Below are 16,009 nucleotides of genomic sequence, written 5' to 3'. Positions count from 1 at the left end.
GCGCATAGAGAGTCGCTTTTTGAATGTGAAAAATAAATGCAAAAATATCTTTCAAAACGGTTGTATCCGGATTGAAAGGTGCTACAATGATGTTGTTAAGAAAGGCGAGTAATCACTCGCTCGACAATTAAAATCAAAGAAGGGATTATCATGTTTGCAACATCATTTTGGATTTTAGCTGTTTGGTTCGTCATTAACTGCATCTGGACATTCTTTGCAACAAGCAATCAGTCATTGATGAAGACATTTGCCTGGATCAATGTCGTCGCGGTTGTCTGGGGGTTCTGGGCTTATTATGGCGCAGCCAGTGTGGCAAGCTTGTCCGGTTGGTTTGCAGCTGTTAACTGGTTGGCGGTTATCTTGGCCATTGTTCAATTCTACTTTGGCTATCGATCCGTTCACTCAGCTAAGCAAGCATAGGTGTTTCACGATTGATTTTTAATGGGTTTATCTAACTGAATAAAAGACAGATGACACGTTTGCGGCGTGTCATTTTTTGTAACAATTCGACAAATTCTCTTAAGTGATGAAAGACCGTTGCGCCGATAAGAGACGCCGTTCCGTGGGGACCGGTTTCAAACCGCAAAGGACGCGGTTTTCGACCTCGATTCTGAGCCACAAACCGTCTCAGAAGTCGTCCCACAACACTAAATGGCCAACTTCATGCCATTAAGTGTTGTCGACACGGAACTCTGTCTCTTACCGTCTCCGCTAGGCATGTTTTTTTGTGCTTGGGTATGTTCAGTAGATAACGAGACAATATTGCAAATTAGCTACATCAGTTGTGAACTTTTTTTCTTAGCAATTGAGGCACAAATGTCATGAATCAAAATTTTGTGTCTTTTAGTCTATAGTGCGATTGTTATTCAGTGTCTTTGAGGTATGAGCGGGAGGGCGCCCGTGTTGAAATCGACGGTGATAGTGTTGTTAATTCGGTGGGTTTGCGAATTTACAACACGGGACGGTCTGGAAGACACGGTTTAGGTGGCTTCCAGGCGAGGCGAAAGACCGTGAACTGCGGGCTTGAGCCGGTCCCACAGGCGATTTCAAAAACGGGCAACCGGGAGCGGCAGATTTCCGTTCACAATGAATTGCAAATACAAAATGACATTTTCGGAGCTCATGAGGTCTGCTATGATAGCAGTAGTGAATTTGGGAAAGTGATGGAAGAAATAATGGCAGATAAAAAAATCCTTGATGAATTTCCTGATTTAGTGAACGCAAATAAAAACTTAACGCAGAAGCAAAAGGATGTCCTGATTGTTAGCATCCAATTATTCGCAAAACAGGGCTACGCTAACACGAGTACGCGTCAAATTGCTGAGGCGGCACATCAGTCTGAGGGTACAATGTTCAAACACTTTAAGTCCAAGGCTAACATTTTACGCGAGGCCTTGGATCCAATTGTGCGTGAGGTTGTGCCGGATTTGTTAAACGAATTGGCTAGTGAAGCTATTCGTGAACAAACGGACAATATCCACGACTTTTTCGTTTTCTTTGTCCGCAACCGAATGAAGTTTGCCTCAGACAACGAAGATGCATTGAAAGTATTCCTCAGCGAAATTTTATACAATGCAGATCTACGCGAACAGTACTTATCTATCGCACCAGAACGTTTTTTGAACTCGTTTAAAACGATTATCAAAGCGGCTCAGGATCGGGGACAACTCGTCGACTGGCCGTTCCGAATTATTTTCCGTTATTTGTTGTCTATTTTAGGGAGTTACTTCTTTGACCGCTATATCTTATTTCCGGAGCGAGACTGGGATGATGCGATCGAAGAAAAGTATATGGTCAGTGAACTGGACAAAACCTTGGCCGTTCATCCGGACGATTAGGTTAATTCACACAACGTTGGTATGAGGTTGTTTTGGCCCACAATTAGAATTAAGACAGAGCATAATACTTTAGTCTCGACGTAAAAATCGGTACACTTTGGTTGCGAATGTTTGAAAGACTGGAGGTAGATTATGACACACGTTGAAACATTAATTATTGGTGGTGGCCCTGGTGGCTTAGCTTTGGCCTACGCTCTTAAAGGGGCTGGTCAAACGGTCGCAGTTGCCGAAGAAAATCTTTGGGGCGGTACATGTCCCAATCGTGGTTGCGACCCGAAAAAGATTTTATTGGCTGCTGTTGAGGCGAAACGTAATGCTGAACACATGGATGGACAGGGCTTGAATGGCGAGCCAACCATTAACTGGTCAGATCTCATGCGAAATAAGTTTGCTTATACGGATGGTATTCCCAGCGGGACGTTAGCCGGTCTAAAGCAGTCCGCCATTACGGCACTCACGGGCCATGCACAGTTTACTGACGATGGTCACGTGATGGTTGGTAGTGAAGAAGTTGTGGCAGATAAAGTCGTGTTAGCAACGGGAGAACGGCCACGCCGGTTGGATATCCCTGGCGCACAGCACGTTGGTACGAGTACCGATTTTCTCAATATGCGTGAGTTGCCGCGCCGAATAACGTTTATCGGTGGCGGCTACATTGCGTTTGAACTGGCCGACATTGCCAACGCCGCCGGTGCTGAAGTTTCACTCGTATTGCATAATGACAAACCGTTGCGTGCTTTTCCTACAAACATGGTGACCGATTTAGTCGCTCAGTTAAAGGCTGCTGGCGTTCATATTTATGAGAACGTTGATGTTGCCGAGGTTAACAAAACTGATGCCGAACTAGTGTTGACGGATGGTCATGATTTTCAATTAACGACAGATGCCGTGATTGGTGCAACGGGTCGGATTGCTAACGTTGATACGCTAAATTTGGCAGCTGTTGGGGTAAAAGCAGACGCTCACGGTGTGCAAGTGAATGATCATTTGCAGACTGCTAATCCGGATATTTATGCGCTCGGGGATGTCGTTGCTAAAAAAACGGTGCCCAAGTTAACGCCAGTTGCTGGATATGATGCCCGCTATCTTGCCGGTCAATTGACAGGGCAACAATCGGATGCGCCAATTAGTTATCCGGCCATCCCAACGCTGGTCTTTGGGATGCCTAAGTTAGCTAAAGTTGGCGTGGATGTCACAGCTGCGGCAAATGAGTCGTCATTGACGGTCAAAACGATCGACATGACGCATTGGTACACGTATAACCGAATTCATGACGCAGTTGCTAAAGTCACGGTTGTTTTGAATGACAAACGGCAATTGGTAGGTGCCGCTGTTTTAAGTGGTATTGCAGATGAAATGATTAACTATCTGACATTTTTAATTAACCAACACGCCACGACCAAAACATTTGAGAATCAAATTATGGCTTACCCGTCACCGGCCTCTGACATTGATTACCTCTTGTAAAGTAAAGGAGTACAGTCTATGGCGTTTATTGGAACGCTGATTTTAATACTTGTTGCCACAACGATTGCCGGTCACTTTTCTGCACGGGTCGGCATTCCGGCCGTCATTGGCGAACTCCTCATCGGGATCATTATTGGTCCCGGTGTTTTGAATTGGGTCCATAATAGCAGTGCGTTATCTGTATTTGCTAACATTGGGGTCATCTTACTGATGTTTATGGCTGGGCTTGAAAGTAATCTTGCGCAGTTAAGGAAGGTACTGCGCCCAGCGCTGGCGGTGGCAGTATGTGGTGTCATCTTGCCGGTCGTCTTAATGGGTGGCGTTAGCCTTGCGTTTGGCTATCACTTTACGGAGGCACTGTTTATTGGTGTGGTTTTCTCGGCCACCTCAGTCAGCATTTCCGTAGTGGTCCTACGTGAATTTCACGCATTGGACACACGTGCCGGGGCGACTATCCTTGGCGCAGCGGTCGCTGACGATATTATCGGGGTGCTGTTGCTAAGTTTGATGGTTGCCCTGATTGGGGGCGGCGCAGGTGAACACGGCAACACTAATATGGGACTTCAATTCTTGTTCCAAGTTGGTTTCTTTGTTGCGGCGTACTTGCTCGTCAAATGGATTGCGCCGATGCTGATGCGCATTAGTGAACGCTTATTGATTCCAACCGCCCGTACCGTAACGGCTGTGGTTATCTGTTTGGGAATGGCTTACTTAGCAGAAGTCGTCGGTTTATCCGGTGCAATCGGCGCATTTTTTGCCGGCATTGCGGTGGCCCAAACGCATGTTAAGCAAGTTATTGACGACCACATTGAACCAATCAGCAATGCATTCTTTGTACCGGTATTTTTCGTTAGTATTGGCTTGAACGTGACGTTTGCACACTTCGTTACATCGCTACCGTTTATTGTCTTGATGACAATTTTAGCTGTTGTCACTAAATGGTGGGGCGGCGAGATTGGTGCGCGGTTGACTGGCTTCTCAAAAAGTGGCAGCCGGGTTGTTGGCACGGGGATGGTTGCCCGTGGTGAAATGGCTTTAATTACGGCACAGATTGGCTTTGATGCCCACTTGTTAGCAAACGGACTTTACGTTGACATGATCTTTGTGATCGTCTTTTCAACATTGGCTGCACCGCTATTGTTGCGGTGGGCGTTGAGTAAGGACGATGCAACAGCAGTTTCCACATCAGATAAATAACCGTGTATACGCTGAGAATTTCGCTTACGGTTGTCAACAGTGATACCGAGCCGTGGGACCGGTTCAAGCCTGCAAACCGTAGTCTTTTACCTCGCCAGAGAGCCTCGTGAAACTCTGAGTCTCTCTGACCGTCCGTGCTATAAATTCGAGTAAGCCATTCGAATTAACAGCACTTTCACGGCTCGGTATCACTGTTGACGCCCTTCAGCTGACATAGAAGCTTAGTAGCATGAAGTAATCGTTGATGATTCGACAAAGACTTTTGATTGTTATATGAGTGGAGCTGACTTGAAATAGAGTTCCGTGTCGACACCACTTAATGGCATGGTTTTGGCCATTTAGTGGTGTGGGACGACTTCTGAGACGGTTTGTGGCTCAGAATCGAGGTAGAAAACCGCGTTTTGGGCGGGTTGAGACCGGCCCCAGGGAACGGCGTTTCAAGGCAGTGTAACGAGTACGACGTGGTACTGCTGATGTTGAGGTCAGTGCAACGCACTAAAATTGATATGAATACAAAAGCAGCGCCACTAAACAAAGATTGAAAGTTTAGTGGCGCCGCTTTTGTTTAATTCTGTTTGTTAACTAGATTGATGAAATAACCATGGCCATGCATATCGTTCTTTAGATCGGTCATGGTAAATCGATGGTAGAACTTCCGATAATCGGTATCCGCCAAGGTAAACAAATCCGTGAGGGTCTCGCCAATATTTGCTGAAATATCCGTCGCATCCGTGTCACTTTTGGTTAATCCCTTAGAATCGCCGGTAATAAAACGGGCATAACTGATGGTCGGCGGAATGGTGAGGTCGTACAATTCGCCGACATTCATGTCGGACAGTGGTCGCTGAAGAAGGTAACCACCGTTTTTTCCAACAGATCCTTCAATGTACCCCTGCTTATGCAAGACGGATAGGATGTTACGGATCATCACCGGATTCAGTTGAAGTGACTTGGCGAGCTCAGCACTCGTGATTTTACGTGGCCGGCTTTCGTCCAAGTAAAGCAGGCTATGGACGGCAACGGAAAAGTCTAATTTCATGGGAGACCTCTTTCTGGAACGACAATTTCATCAATAGTTAAAACGGATTTTATAACTCATGTTCAATGGACAGTAATTCGGGAGAAACATGACTAATGACAGGACTTGCTTCACCAATGGTGACTAACGATAAGTGGTGCATCGCCCGTGACGCAATCGTATAAAGAATTCCAATTGCATCGTCGGTTGGGTAATTGCTGATTGAAACATCGTAGGCAATGACGGAATCGAATTCGAGTCCCTTTGCTAAATAAACGGGTAGCACAATAACTCCCTTGGGTAATGTGCGGTCCATATCATTTAACAAGGTGATGGGAAAGTCACGGTGAAGCTCACGGTAGACTTGCTGAGCGGTGGTAACGTCCTTCGTTAAAATTGCGACGGTGCCATACGTATCAAGTTCTGTCTGCACCAGTTCCTTAGTGGCACTGATGGCGTCTTGTTCATTATACCGCAATAAAATCCGCGGCAAGTCGCCGGGGCGGTTGAACGCTTGAATTTGGTCACCATCCGGCAATAATCCTTTGGCAAAATTGGTGATTGGTAGGGTGGAACGATAGCTTCTGCTCAACGTGATTAAGTTTGGCCGTTTGGCATTAAACGCTTGGGCGAGATTATCTAATAGTTCCTGTGGCCGCTGCATGCGGTTGAACAAGGCCTGCTCGCTATCCCCGAGAAGGGTGAACTTAGCTTTTGGAAATGCGTGACGGAAGTAACACATTTGGGTCATTGAATAGTCTTGCATTTCATCAATGAATAAATAGGCGATGCTACGGTTCTGACCGCCGCCGGTAATGAGATCTCGCAAATAAAGCAGTGGCACTGCGTCATCTAAACTGATGCGGTGATATTCGATGTTTGTGTCGAAATCTTGTTCATGCATGTCCCAATGATCGGGGTCAACGTGTGCGGGTGTTACCGTTTGTAGAAAATGATCATATTGGCGGTAAACATCGAGAAAGTAATTATTGAATAGCGCGTCATACACTGGCTCGTAACGTTTGCGAACGATTTCTCGCGACGCAAACGCGACTTCATCATCGAGCTCCTTGAATCGGCCAACCCGTTCACCTAGCAAATCGTGATAGTGCTCGGTATCCAAATTATCGAGCTCTTCGGCAACCCAATCGTCTTTTGCGTCCGTGCGGATTCGCCGTTTGAGCTTTTTAATCAGCCTGTTCTTAGTGGCGAGAATTTTACCAGTCGTGCTCATTGTCTCTGGTTGTTCTGCATAAATGGCAGCAATCGCTTCCTTGGTGAAGAAGAGTGAACCATCAAGGAGGATGTCGTTGAACCGAATGTCCTGGGTTGGCACATGTTTACAATAAGCCGTGACAGCTTTAACAAACGCGGTGCTTTCAAGATAGTCACGGACATCTCGGAACATTGGGTTGGTGTCATCAGCGTCTGATTCATAGCGTTCAAATAATGTTTGTACGTTGAGACCTTGTAAACGTTGGGTGAGAAAATCGTCCAACGTGACCTGACGCATGTTGCGTTCCCCTAAACTTGGAAGCACTTCTGAAATGTAGTGACTGAACAAACGGTTAGGGGAGAATAGAATCATTTGGTCGGCTTGCAGTTCACTTTCACCACCGTTACGGCTGTGATAGAGCAAAAAGGCAATCCGCTGAAGAATGGCAGATGTCTTACCTGATCCGGCTACCCCTTGAACGACCAATAAATCAGAGCGAGTGTCACGAATAATATCGTTTTGCTCTTTTTGAATGGTAGCAACGATGTTTTGCATCACTTCGTCGTTTTGCTGTCCTAAAACAGCCTGCAGCATTTCATCACCAACCGTTTCGTTGGTATCAAACATGTTTTTGATTTCACCATCTTTAATGGTGAACTGGCGTTTCTTCTTCAAATCCGTCGTTTGTTTGCCAGCAGGTGTCGTGTAGGCGACTTTGCCGAGTGTGCCGTTGTAATAGATACTGGAAATGGGCGCCCGCCAATCGTAGACAACAAAGTCCTGAGCTTCGTTGGTGAGCGAAAATGTCCCAATGTATAAAGATTCTGGTTTGGATTCGCCGGCATCCTGAATGTCGATGCGTCCGAAATAAGGTGATTCTTTGAGTTGCTTTAAATTGTCGAGTTGCTGACGAATGGTCGCTTCGTTAGTCACGGCCAGATAAACTAATTGTCGTTGCTGTTGCAGCTGCGCATTGGTTTCCATCGCATCATCGACTTCAAACGTGTTGACTGATGCGTTTTCAGCATAGTTTTTCTGAATGGCGCTAGTTTCGTGGTGTGCCCGTTCGAATTGTTGCTGATTGTCGACCAACTGGCGGTTGATCTCGTCCATGACTTGATCTACACGCTGCTGTTCATGCTGTCGTTCTTCGTTATTCAAATAATTAGCCTCCGTGTGATCAGTGACAAGTCTGTTCATGAAGCCCTGAGACCTCATGTGAATTACTAAAAGTCCGCTTCTGCTTCCGGTTGGCGGTGGTGAAAACCGCTGTGGGACCGGATCAAGCCTCCTGAAAATCGGAGTCTTTCACCTCGCCTTGAAGCCGAAAACCGCGTCTTCAAGCGCGTCCGTGTTGTAAATCCGGCCCAAACCGCCGCACTAACAACACTTTCACAGCAGGTTTTCACCACCACCAACCTCCAGCTACCACTATGTTGCCCTAATACACTGACCCGATGCCTGATCATTGATTTTTGGAATCATAGTGAGCATTTATAACAGTGTGTTGAACTTGGGCAACTGTAACAGTAGTGGAGTCGGTCAGGGACAGAGTTTCGTGAAGGCAATCCTTGGTGGCGGGGTGGGCCACTTAGGATTGCAGGACGAGCTTGAAGACTCGGGTTTGTGAGGCTTCAAGTCGAGGGCTTAGACCGTTCTAGGGGCTAAGTCCGGTCCCATGAAACGGCGTCCCTGACAGACGGAACGCAGACATTTTATCTAGGGTTTGAATTAAATGTCTAAGTGCATCTAAATTTGTTGGTAACTAAACGCAAACCATTTTATGCGCGAAAAAGGTTTGTGTCAATCATGTTGAATTACAGTTTGTGTGGCTGTGAGACTGGGCTTTGACAGGCTTCACGAAAGCCGTTATAATTAATTTATTGACCATGTTTTACCAGCTAATCGTAGAGTAGGTCTAACTACAGCGAGACTGAGATGTTGAGAGCCAGTCATCACGACCGAAGTGGGCAGTTAGCTATCAGGGTCAATCAACTAAATGACATTAATAAAGCGGGATGTCGTGTGCGTTTGCGCGCCACACATCCAAAATAGGTGGCACCGCGGGTAACCGTCCTATGATGACAATACAGTATTTGTGTTGGCGTCAGGGGACGGTTTTTTGTTTCTAACGTTAACACGAAAAAGGAGACCAATATGGCAAATGCAAATGAGAAAAAAATAATTTTAACGGGTGACCGGCCAACGGGTAAGTTGCACATTGGTCACTACGTAGGCTCTTTGAGAAACCGGGTTGCTTTGCAAAATTCTGGTGACTACGAGACGTTTATTATGATTGCTGACATGCAGGCGTTGACAGATAACGCGCGTGATCCAGAAAAGATTCGTAAGAGTTTGACAGAAGTGACGCTGGATTACTTGGCCGTTGGGATCGACCCGAAGAAGTCGACGATTTTAGTTCAGTCGCAAATTCCCGCCCTCAACGAATTGACCATGATCTACTTAAACTTAGTCACCTTAGCCCGTTTGGAACGAAACCCAACCGTCAAGTCAGAAATCAGCCAAAAAGGTTTCGGCCAAAGTATTCCCGCTGGTTTTTTGACGTATCCAGTGAGTCAAACGGCTGATATCACAGCGTTCAAGGCGACAACGGTGCCAGTCGGAGATGACCAAGAACCAATGCTGGAACAGGCGCGGGAACTCGTTCGTTCATTCAATAGTGCTTACAACAAAGATATTTTAGTGGAACCAGAAGGGGTATTCCCGCCAAAGGGCGAAGGCCGGATCCCTGGTTTAGATGGCAACGCGAAGATGAGTAAGTCACTCGGTAACGCGATCTATCTGTCAGATGACGCCGACACGGTCACAAAGAAAGTCATGTCGATGTATACCGATCCTGAACATATTAAAGTGAGTGATCCTGGTCACGTAGAAGGTAACACTGTCTTTACCTACCTCGATATCTTTGACCCAGACAAGGAACATGTTGCTGATTTAAAAGCGCAATACCAAGCTGGTGGTCTCGGTGACGTTAAAATCAAACGTTACTTAAATGAAGTTTTGGAAGCAACGTTAGCACCGATTCGCAAACGGCGTGCTGAATATGCGGCCAACATGGACTACGTTTACAAAGTTCTTGAAGATGGTTCAGCTCATGCCAATGAAGTCGCTAACAAAACGCTTCAAGAAGTTCGCGACGCGATGGGCATCAACTACTTTACACAACGCTAGTCAGCCGTTAGCTAGGCTCGTATAATGGTGACAGCAAGTTTGATGAAGAACGAGGTAACCAAGGATGGAAAATTTAGCGATTGTCGATTTGGGCTCTAATTCTGTCCGAATGGGTGTCACTCAGATTGAAGATGACGGCTCCTTTAAGGAAGTTCGCCGGATTAAAGAAGACACCCGTATTTCCGAGGGCATGGGTGCTGAAAAACGGTTGACTAAAGTGGCAATGGATCGGACTATTGCCGCATTGGTTAACTTTAAAAAAGTTTATGAAAACCTCCCTAATCTGACCGTCCGGGCGATTACTACGGCGGCAGTTCGCCAAGCGGTCAACCAAAAAGAATTCCTTGACCGGGTAAAGCACGAGGTTGGACTGTCCCTTCAAGTGCTGTCGGGGGACGACGAAGCCTATTACGATTTCTTAGGCGCCATCAATGCGTTGCCATTAGATGACTGCCTCATTTTGGATACTGGTGGTGCTAGTTGCGAGCTGATTCATGTCGCTAAACGGCGAGCAAAGAACTTAATTAGCGTGCCATTTGGCGCCGTTAATTTGTCAGAACAATTTCATTTTGGGGACGTCATTACCGCTGGTCATTTATTCTCCGGTCAAGTATTTGTTCGCAAACGCCTACAAGATGTTTGGTGGTTGAACGAGGCGATGCATTTACCAATCGTGTTACTTGGCGGGGCTAACCGAACGTTGGCACGAATCAACCGCAAGGCTCAGAAGATGGCCCGTGTCGAAGACATTCACGGATACCGTTTGAAAACAGAAACGGTGTTCAACACGTTTGACCGCTTGATTTCGAAGAATAACAAACAGCGACAAGCAATCGATGGCCTTGAATATGATCGCGCTGACATTATTGTTGGCGGCATGTTGCCATTGGTTGAATTATTACAATTGTTGGATTCTGACCGGGTCATTTTTTCAGAAAGTGGTGTGCGCGAGGGCATCGTGTCTGAGTATGTCAGCAAGCACCCACGGTATAACGGGTGATCACATGACAGATGATGAGAAACGGGCCATGAAAGAACAGTTTGCTCAATTTCGCCGATTGACGTGGCAGCAACGTCTGACAGTTGCCAGTCAGTTAGGCGACCTAACGACGATTCAACGGCAAATGCTGGCCGATAATGCCAGCGAGGATGATGCCCTGCTGACAGAAAACTACTTGACGAGTTATCATTTGCCAGAAGGATTGGCTGCGACTATTCGCATGAATGGTCATGACTATCTGGTGCCAATGGTAACGGAAGAACCCTCTGTCATTGCGGCCGCTAGTTATGGTGGTAAAATGGCCGCCAGCGGTGACGGCATCGTAACGCGGACGGATACCAACTTACTGATGGGGCAGATTGTCTTTCAAACGGTGACGGTGGCTGAAATTAGTCGTTTTGTGACACCCAATGAAGCAAAATTGCTGTCACTGGCTAATCAAGCGCATCCAAGCATCGTTAAGTACGGTGGCGGTGCTCGCAAACTGCGCGTACGCGCGCTGGGAGAGGGCTTTGTCAGCGTTGATTTGTTTGTCGATACTGGTGAGGCCATGGGTGCCAACATTATGAATAGCATGTTGGAGGCTCTCGGCCATCATTTACAGGATGTCCTTGAACAACATCCGGTGATGAGCATTTTAGCAAACGATGGTCAACAGACTTTGGTCACGGCAGCGGTAAATGTGCCAGTTGCTAATTTAGCAAAGCGTAATGCGGCAGTTGGGCTAACGGTTGCTAAACGGATTGTTGCAGCTAGCCAGATTGCTCAGCTGGATGTCAGTCGGGCAACAACGCACAACAAAGGCATCATGAACGGTGTCGATGCCGTCGTGATGGCGACCGGTAATGACTGGCGGGCCGTTGAAGCCAGTGCGCATGCGTACGCAGCCAGAGACGGTCAGTATCGTGGCTTATCTCGTTGGCAATTGGCGGGTGATCGGTTGGTTGGCGCGCTAACGATGCCGATGCATTTGGGTGTTGTTGGTGGTGCGACGGCGTCATTGCCATTGGCCAAACTGAATCAGCAGATTCTACAAGTCAAGGATGTTGCTACGCTAAACCAACTGACAGTTGCTTTGGGATTGGCCCAAAATCTGGCAGCGTTGCGAGCACTGGTCAGCGAAGGCATCCAACAGGGGCATATGCAACTGCAGTACCGCAACTTAGCAGTCGCAGCAGGTGCGACACCGGAGCAGGTGCCAACGGTGGTCGAAGCGCTCAAAACGCACGCCCATCCATCCGCTACTTTAGCCAAAGCAATCGTCACCAAGCTCAATCAGCAATAACTTTTATTGTCAGTGTTTTAAAGTTTGTTTCCGCTTCCGGTTGGCGACATTGGAACGCCGTCGTGGGACCGGTTCAAGCCTTCTGAAAATCGAAGTCTTTCACCTCGCCGCCGAGCCTCGTGAGAAGCCGAGTCTCCGCGACCGTCCATGCTGTAAATTCGGAACCTCGCCGAATTAACACCATTTTCACGACTTGGTTCCAATGTCGCCGCCCTTCAGCTGATGTAACAGTGTTCAGGCTATGTATATGTATATGTATATGTATACGTTAACTGGCGTTAGATGACAGACAGACGCCGACTTACTGATAGGAAGAACAGTGTGTGGTTTTACTGAGCTGTAACAATGTTCGAAATTTGTTGAGTACAGCTAATGGGCACTTGCAAGCAAGTTGCGCACTGTAGCTGGAGGTTGGCAGCGTTGAAAAAACTGTGAAAGTGATGTTAATGAAGCGGTCTTTGCTGAATTTACATCACGGACAAACTTGCGGGCTCAAACCGGTCCACACAGTGGCTTCAACGCGGACAACCGGAGGCGGAAGCTTAAAGTAACCAATCGTAACTTGGTATTAAATGTGAAATCAATAATGAAGTTTATGCAGAAATAAAGGAGTAAACATGGCAGACATTAAATTAGCGCCAGCGGTCCAAACATTGTTGGACCAAGTCAACGAGTTGTTTCCTGGCACAGTAATGGTCCAGTTCGGTGACAAACACGCCGGCTACGTTCGTGATGATCAGGTTGAACAGCATGTGTTAAAAGACCGTTTGTTGATCTGGGTTGACGATATTACTGCACCCCAGTATTCAGCGGCTCACGAACTGAGTCACTTATTGATGCTGTTGCAAGGCTTTCCTCAGATCGAGTTTAACCTCACGTTTGGTGACGACGAATTGGATGAACAGCTGATGGCCATGTCGACCCAGTTGTTTAATGTCGTGAACCATGTGGTGATTTTTCCAGCCTTGGCGGGTCATGGCTTGATTGACGACAAAGTCAGTGATGAATTTTATAACGGGATTTTTGCGACAATTGATCCTGAACCTGAAACAGGCGCTGAGGATGACGCACAAAATGCGTTACGTTTGCTCGTGTTACTGGATGCGCTCGTGTTTTATGGCGAGGGCATCAGCAAGCATGAAAAAGAATTAAGCACCAACTTCCCGAAGACTTATGCAGCTGCCAAAAAGCTGTGCGATGTGATGATGGCTAAAAAAATCAATACACCATTTGATGTTCGTCGGGCACTGGTTCGTTTGTACAAGGCATTTGATGCACAATTAACCGACTGGGGTTTGCCAGCGTTGAATAGTGCAGCATTTACAACGGTTACAAGTGTGTTGAGTGAACGTCAGTTGCGATTGGAAATGCGTCAGATGTTTGAAATTTTCCATTCTGATTTGAAAGATAAAGAGTCTGGGGAACGGGCTTATGTTGCATTGAATCGTTCTGATCGTCAAAATGCATTTGTGATGACGCCGCCTAAGGAAGACGCGGATAGTTCTTCGTTTTTCAAAGAAGTGTATGATACGCCGGTTAAGGATTTTCTTGAGGCGCATAACATTAGTTATATCGTGCGGGATTAGTTTGACGTGATTGGCAAATGGAGGGTGGTTCGTGATGACAGAGAATTTGCAAACATTGTTCGATCAAGCACAACACATTACGTTTATGACTGGTGCGGGTGTTTCGACTGCTTCAGGTATTCCTGACTACAGGTCTAAGTCCGGGTTGTATTCGGCCAAGTTCAAGGGCTTGCCACCAGAGTATTTGTTGAGTCATGACTGCTTTGTTCAGCAGCCTGAAATGTTCTATGATTTTGTGAAAGAGAATTTGTACTTTCCAGATGCCAAGCCAAACGTCATTCATGAAAAAATTGCAGCCTTGTGTCAATCAGGTCGGGCCTCGTTGATTACACAAAACATTGATAATCTGGACCGAACAGCTGGTAATGATCAGGTTGTTGAGTTCCATGGTAATTTGTATCGCTGTTATTGTAGTAAGGACGGCGAGCAGGTTGATTGGCACGACTATATGAAATCCATGTATCATGACACTGACCACGGAATCATTCGCCCAGACATTGTGTTGTATGGTGAGTCTATCTCGGAGTCTGCACTACAGCGGTCAATGGCCGCTATTGAAGCGGCCGACCTATTAGTGATTGTTGGTACTTCGTTTAAGGTATATCCATTTGCCGGGTTGATTAATTATCGTCAGCCCAATGCTAAGCTGGTTGTGGTAAACAATGAACCAATTCCAGCAGGTAGCGTAACGGCTCAATATTCCGGCGACGCAGAAACGTTTTTTGCCGGTCTAAAAGGTTAAATCAATTGCGTTTTGGGCCGGACTTTCTTACAATTAATGTATTATTAAATGCAGGTGCCATGAAGAAAGTGGGTGACAGAAGATGAATCGTGATGATATTTTTGCCCGGCTTGGGAGTTTACTGTCACAGATGAAGTGGGTCAATCGACTACAACTATTATTTGATTTCTTAATGTTTTACGGTGCTTGGCAAGTGTTCTTTGGCGCCCAACCAGCAATGCTGTTTGGTGTCGCCATGCCACGAACGAATGCCGCAATGGTGACCTTCCTGTTTGCGATGATCAGTTGGTCATTTTCTGCCATTCGCAGCAATTACCGGCGTCAGGGACTGATGCTGATCAGCACATTGAAGGGCAAGACCTTGTCTGAAGAAGAGACCAACGTTATTCGTCAGTTTAAGTAACGCTAACCATATTTAAAGATTACGCAACGGTGCCCATAATGGTGGCACCGTTTTTGTTAGAAATTAGTGCAAAACACGAGGAACTGGCTAAAAGGGGGACAACGAATTGATTACGATTGGATTATCGACATGGACGCGGCATCCACACTTAATTCACGATGAACAGCGTGATGTGCTGTTTTCTGAGTACGCTGGCGTGTTTCCACTGGTTGAATTGGATACGTCTTTTTATGGCGTGCCCAGTGTTAAGACCGTCACCAATTGGCGTAATCAAGCGCCGGATGGCTTTCAGTATATTTTGAAGGCACATCAGGTGATGACACGTCATGATGATGCAAAGTCTGAACAAGTTAGTGATGATGAGCGCTGGCAAACGTTTAATCAATTCCGTCGCGCAGTGGTTCCGTTAGTCAAGGCGGGGATGTTGGCAACGGTGTTATTTCAGTTTCCGCCATACTTTACCCGAAATTTAGACCATATTCGTTACCTACGTGACGTGCGGGTTCACATGGGCGATTTGCCGGTTGCGGTAGAATTCCGTGATCCCAGTTGGTATGAGGGTAGCTTGAGCAAGGACGTGTTTGATTACTTAACCAGTCTTAACATGACTTACGTAATTGCTGACGAACCGAATGATGGCAATCGCGGCGTGCCATTTACACCGGTCGTAACAACGCCAACAGCAGCGTACTTCCGATTTCACGGTCAGAATCGCCGCGGCTGGTTAGATCACCAAGGTGACTGGCGTAAGGATCGAACCAATTATCGGTATTCGGATGATGAGTTGGCTCGTTTAGGTGAAGCTGTTAAAACAGTGAGCCAACAAGTTGACCAAACATATGTGATCTTCAACAATAACGGGCATCGAGACGCCGCCGCTAATGCGGAAAGCCTGCGTGATCAGCTGGGATTAACGTTTAATGGATTGGGTCCGACCCAATTAGATTTATTTTGAGAAATTCTGTTTGATAAACTCCGTAGCCGTGCAAAGTGCTATGGTATACTTATTCAGACTAACGAGGTGTTCGTGATGCCAAACATTGCGGGCTCGCGAACTAAAGGAGA

Annotated in this window: 13 protein-coding genes; 11 read left to right on the top strand and 2 right to left on the bottom strand. The window is 46.6% G+C overall.

Features of this window, described 5'->3' with window-relative positions; genetic code table 11:
* The first annotated feature begins 150 nt into the window (after positions 1 to 150).
* From G400_RS0106155 to G400_RS0106140, 4 genes are all read left to right on the top strand, one after another.
* Positions 151 to 420: a hypothetical protein gene (locus G400_RS0106155; protein WP_017260541.1), complete on the top strand. Its 270-nt coding sequence runs from the start codon at positions 151 to 153 to the stop codon at positions 418 to 420.
* 755 nt (positions 421 to 1,175) lie between these two features.
* Positions 1,176 to 1,838, top strand: a complete 663-nt coding sequence (locus G400_RS0106150; RefSeq protein WP_152323494.1) for a TetR/AcrR family transcriptional regulator — start codon at positions 1,176 to 1,178, stop codon at positions 1,836 to 1,838.
* A gap of 129 nt (positions 1,839 to 1,967) precedes the next feature.
* Complete coding sequence (locus G400_RS0106145) at positions 1,968 to 3,305, top strand: dihydrolipoyl dehydrogenase family protein (RefSeq protein WP_455550747.1); 1,338 nt, start codon at positions 1,968 to 1,970, stop codon at positions 3,303 to 3,305.
* A gap of 18 nt (positions 3,306 to 3,323) precedes the next feature.
* A complete protein-coding gene (locus G400_RS0106140) occupies positions 3,324 to 4,502 on the top strand; it encodes a cation:proton antiporter (RefSeq protein ID WP_017260538.1) in 1,179 nt (392 codons plus the stop codon).
* A 565-nt stretch (positions 4,503 to 5,067) separates the two neighbouring features.
* Here the strand turns inward: G400_RS0106140 and G400_RS0106135 are convergent.
* Together G400_RS0106135 and helD are read right to left on the bottom strand one after the other, a co-directional pair.
* Positions 5,068 to 5,541, bottom strand: coding sequence for an Rrf2 family transcriptional regulator (locus tag G400_RS0106135; protein WP_017260537.1), 474 nt, complete (start codon positions 5,539 to 5,541; stop codon positions 5,068 to 5,070).
* A 49-nt stretch (positions 5,542 to 5,590) separates the two neighbouring features.
* Entirely contained in the window at positions 5,591 to 7,936 is a 2,346-nt protein-coding gene (helD, locus tag G400_RS0106130) for an RNA polymerase recycling motor HelD (protein ID WP_017260536.1), read from the bottom strand.
* Between the two features lie 957 nt (positions 7,937 to 8,893).
* Here helD and trpS point away from each other — a divergent pair.
* From trpS to G400_RS0106095, 7 genes are all read left to right on the top strand, one after another.
* The gene (gene trpS, locus G400_RS0106125) at positions 8,894 to 9,928 is read left to right on the top strand and encodes a tryptophan--tRNA ligase (RefSeq protein WP_017260535.1); all 1,035 of its coding nucleotides are present in this window, start codon (positions 8,894 to 8,896) and stop codon (positions 9,926 to 9,928) included.
* 64 nt (positions 9,929 to 9,992) lie between these two features.
* Entirely contained in the window at positions 9,993 to 10,928 is a 936-nt protein-coding gene (locus G400_RS0106120) for a Ppx/GppA family phosphatase (RefSeq protein WP_017260534.1), read from the top strand.
* Positions 10,929 to 10,932: 4 nt separating this feature from the next.
* Positions 10,933 to 12,213, top strand: a complete 1,281-nt coding sequence (locus G400_RS0106115; RefSeq protein WP_017260533.1) for a hydroxymethylglutaryl-CoA reductase, degradative — start codon at positions 10,933 to 10,935, stop codon at positions 12,211 to 12,213.
* Between the two features lie 617 nt (positions 12,214 to 12,830).
* Positions 12,831 to 13,799 carry a hypothetical protein gene (locus G400_RS0106110; protein ID WP_017260532.1) on the top strand — a complete coding sequence of 323 codons (969 nt, stop codon included), beginning with the start codon at positions 12,831 to 12,833 and terminating at the stop codon, positions 13,797 to 13,799.
* Positions 13,800 to 13,833: 34 nt separating this feature from the next.
* A complete protein-coding gene (locus G400_RS0106105; protein WP_017260531.1) occupies positions 13,834 to 14,541 on the top strand; it encodes an NAD-dependent protein deacylase in 708 nt (235 codons plus the stop codon).
* An 82-nt stretch (positions 14,542 to 14,623) separates the two neighbouring features.
* A complete protein-coding gene (locus G400_RS0106100; RefSeq protein WP_017260530.1) occupies positions 14,624 to 14,944 on the top strand; it encodes a hypothetical protein in 321 nt (106 codons plus the stop codon).
* A 106-nt stretch (positions 14,945 to 15,050) separates the two neighbouring features.
* Complete coding sequence (locus G400_RS0106095) at positions 15,051 to 15,899, top strand: DUF72 domain-containing protein (RefSeq protein WP_017260529.1); 849 nt, start codon at positions 15,051 to 15,053, stop codon at positions 15,897 to 15,899.
* Positions 15,900 to 16,009 lie beyond the last annotated feature (110 nt).

The sequence above is a fragment of the Furfurilactobacillus rossiae DSM 15814 genome (genome assembly GCF_000428925.1).
In the GTDB taxonomy this organism is placed as follows: domain Bacteria; phylum Bacillota; class Bacilli; order Lactobacillales; family Lactobacillaceae; genus Furfurilactobacillus; species Furfurilactobacillus rossiae.
Note: the sequence above shows the minus strand (reverse complement) of the source record. Positions and strands in the feature narration are given on the sequence as shown.

Coding starts and splice junctions, on each gene's coding strand:
- G400_RS0106110 (WP_017260532.1), top strand. CDS start 12,831: ATGGCAGACATTAAATTAGCGCCAGCGGTCCAAACATTGTTGGACCAA.
- G400_RS0106105 (WP_017260531.1), top strand. CDS start 13,834: ATGACAGAGAATTTGCAAACATTGTTCGATCAAGCACAACACATTACG.
- helD (WP_017260536.1), bottom strand. CDS start 7,936: ATGAACAGACTTGTCACTGATCACACGGAGGCTAATTATTTGAATAAC.
- G400_RS0106115 (WP_017260533.1), top strand. CDS start 10,933: ATGACAGATGATGAGAAACGGGCCATGAAAGAACAGTTTGCTCAATTT.
- G400_RS0106150 (WP_152323494.1), top strand. CDS start 1,176: ATGGCAGATAAAAAAATCCTTGATGAATTTCCTGATTTAGTGAACGCA.
- trpS (WP_017260535.1), top strand. CDS start 8,894: ATGGCAAATGCAAATGAGAAAAAAATAATTTTAACGGGTGACCGGCCA.
- G400_RS0106120 (WP_017260534.1), top strand. CDS start 9,993: ATGGAAAATTTAGCGATTGTCGATTTGGGCTCTAATTCTGTCCGAATG.
- G400_RS0106100 (WP_017260530.1), top strand. CDS start 14,624: ATGAATCGTGATGATATTTTTGCCCGGCTTGGGAGTTTACTGTCACAG.
- G400_RS0106140 (WP_017260538.1), top strand. CDS start 3,324: ATGGCGTTTATTGGAACGCTGATTTTAATACTTGTTGCCACAACGATT.
- G400_RS0106155 (WP_017260541.1), top strand. CDS start 151: ATGTTTGCAACATCATTTTGGATTTTAGCTGTTTGGTTCGTCATTAAC.
- G400_RS0106135 (WP_017260537.1), bottom strand. CDS start 5,541: ATGAAATTAGACTTTTCCGTTGCCGTCCATAGCCTGCTTTACTTGGAC.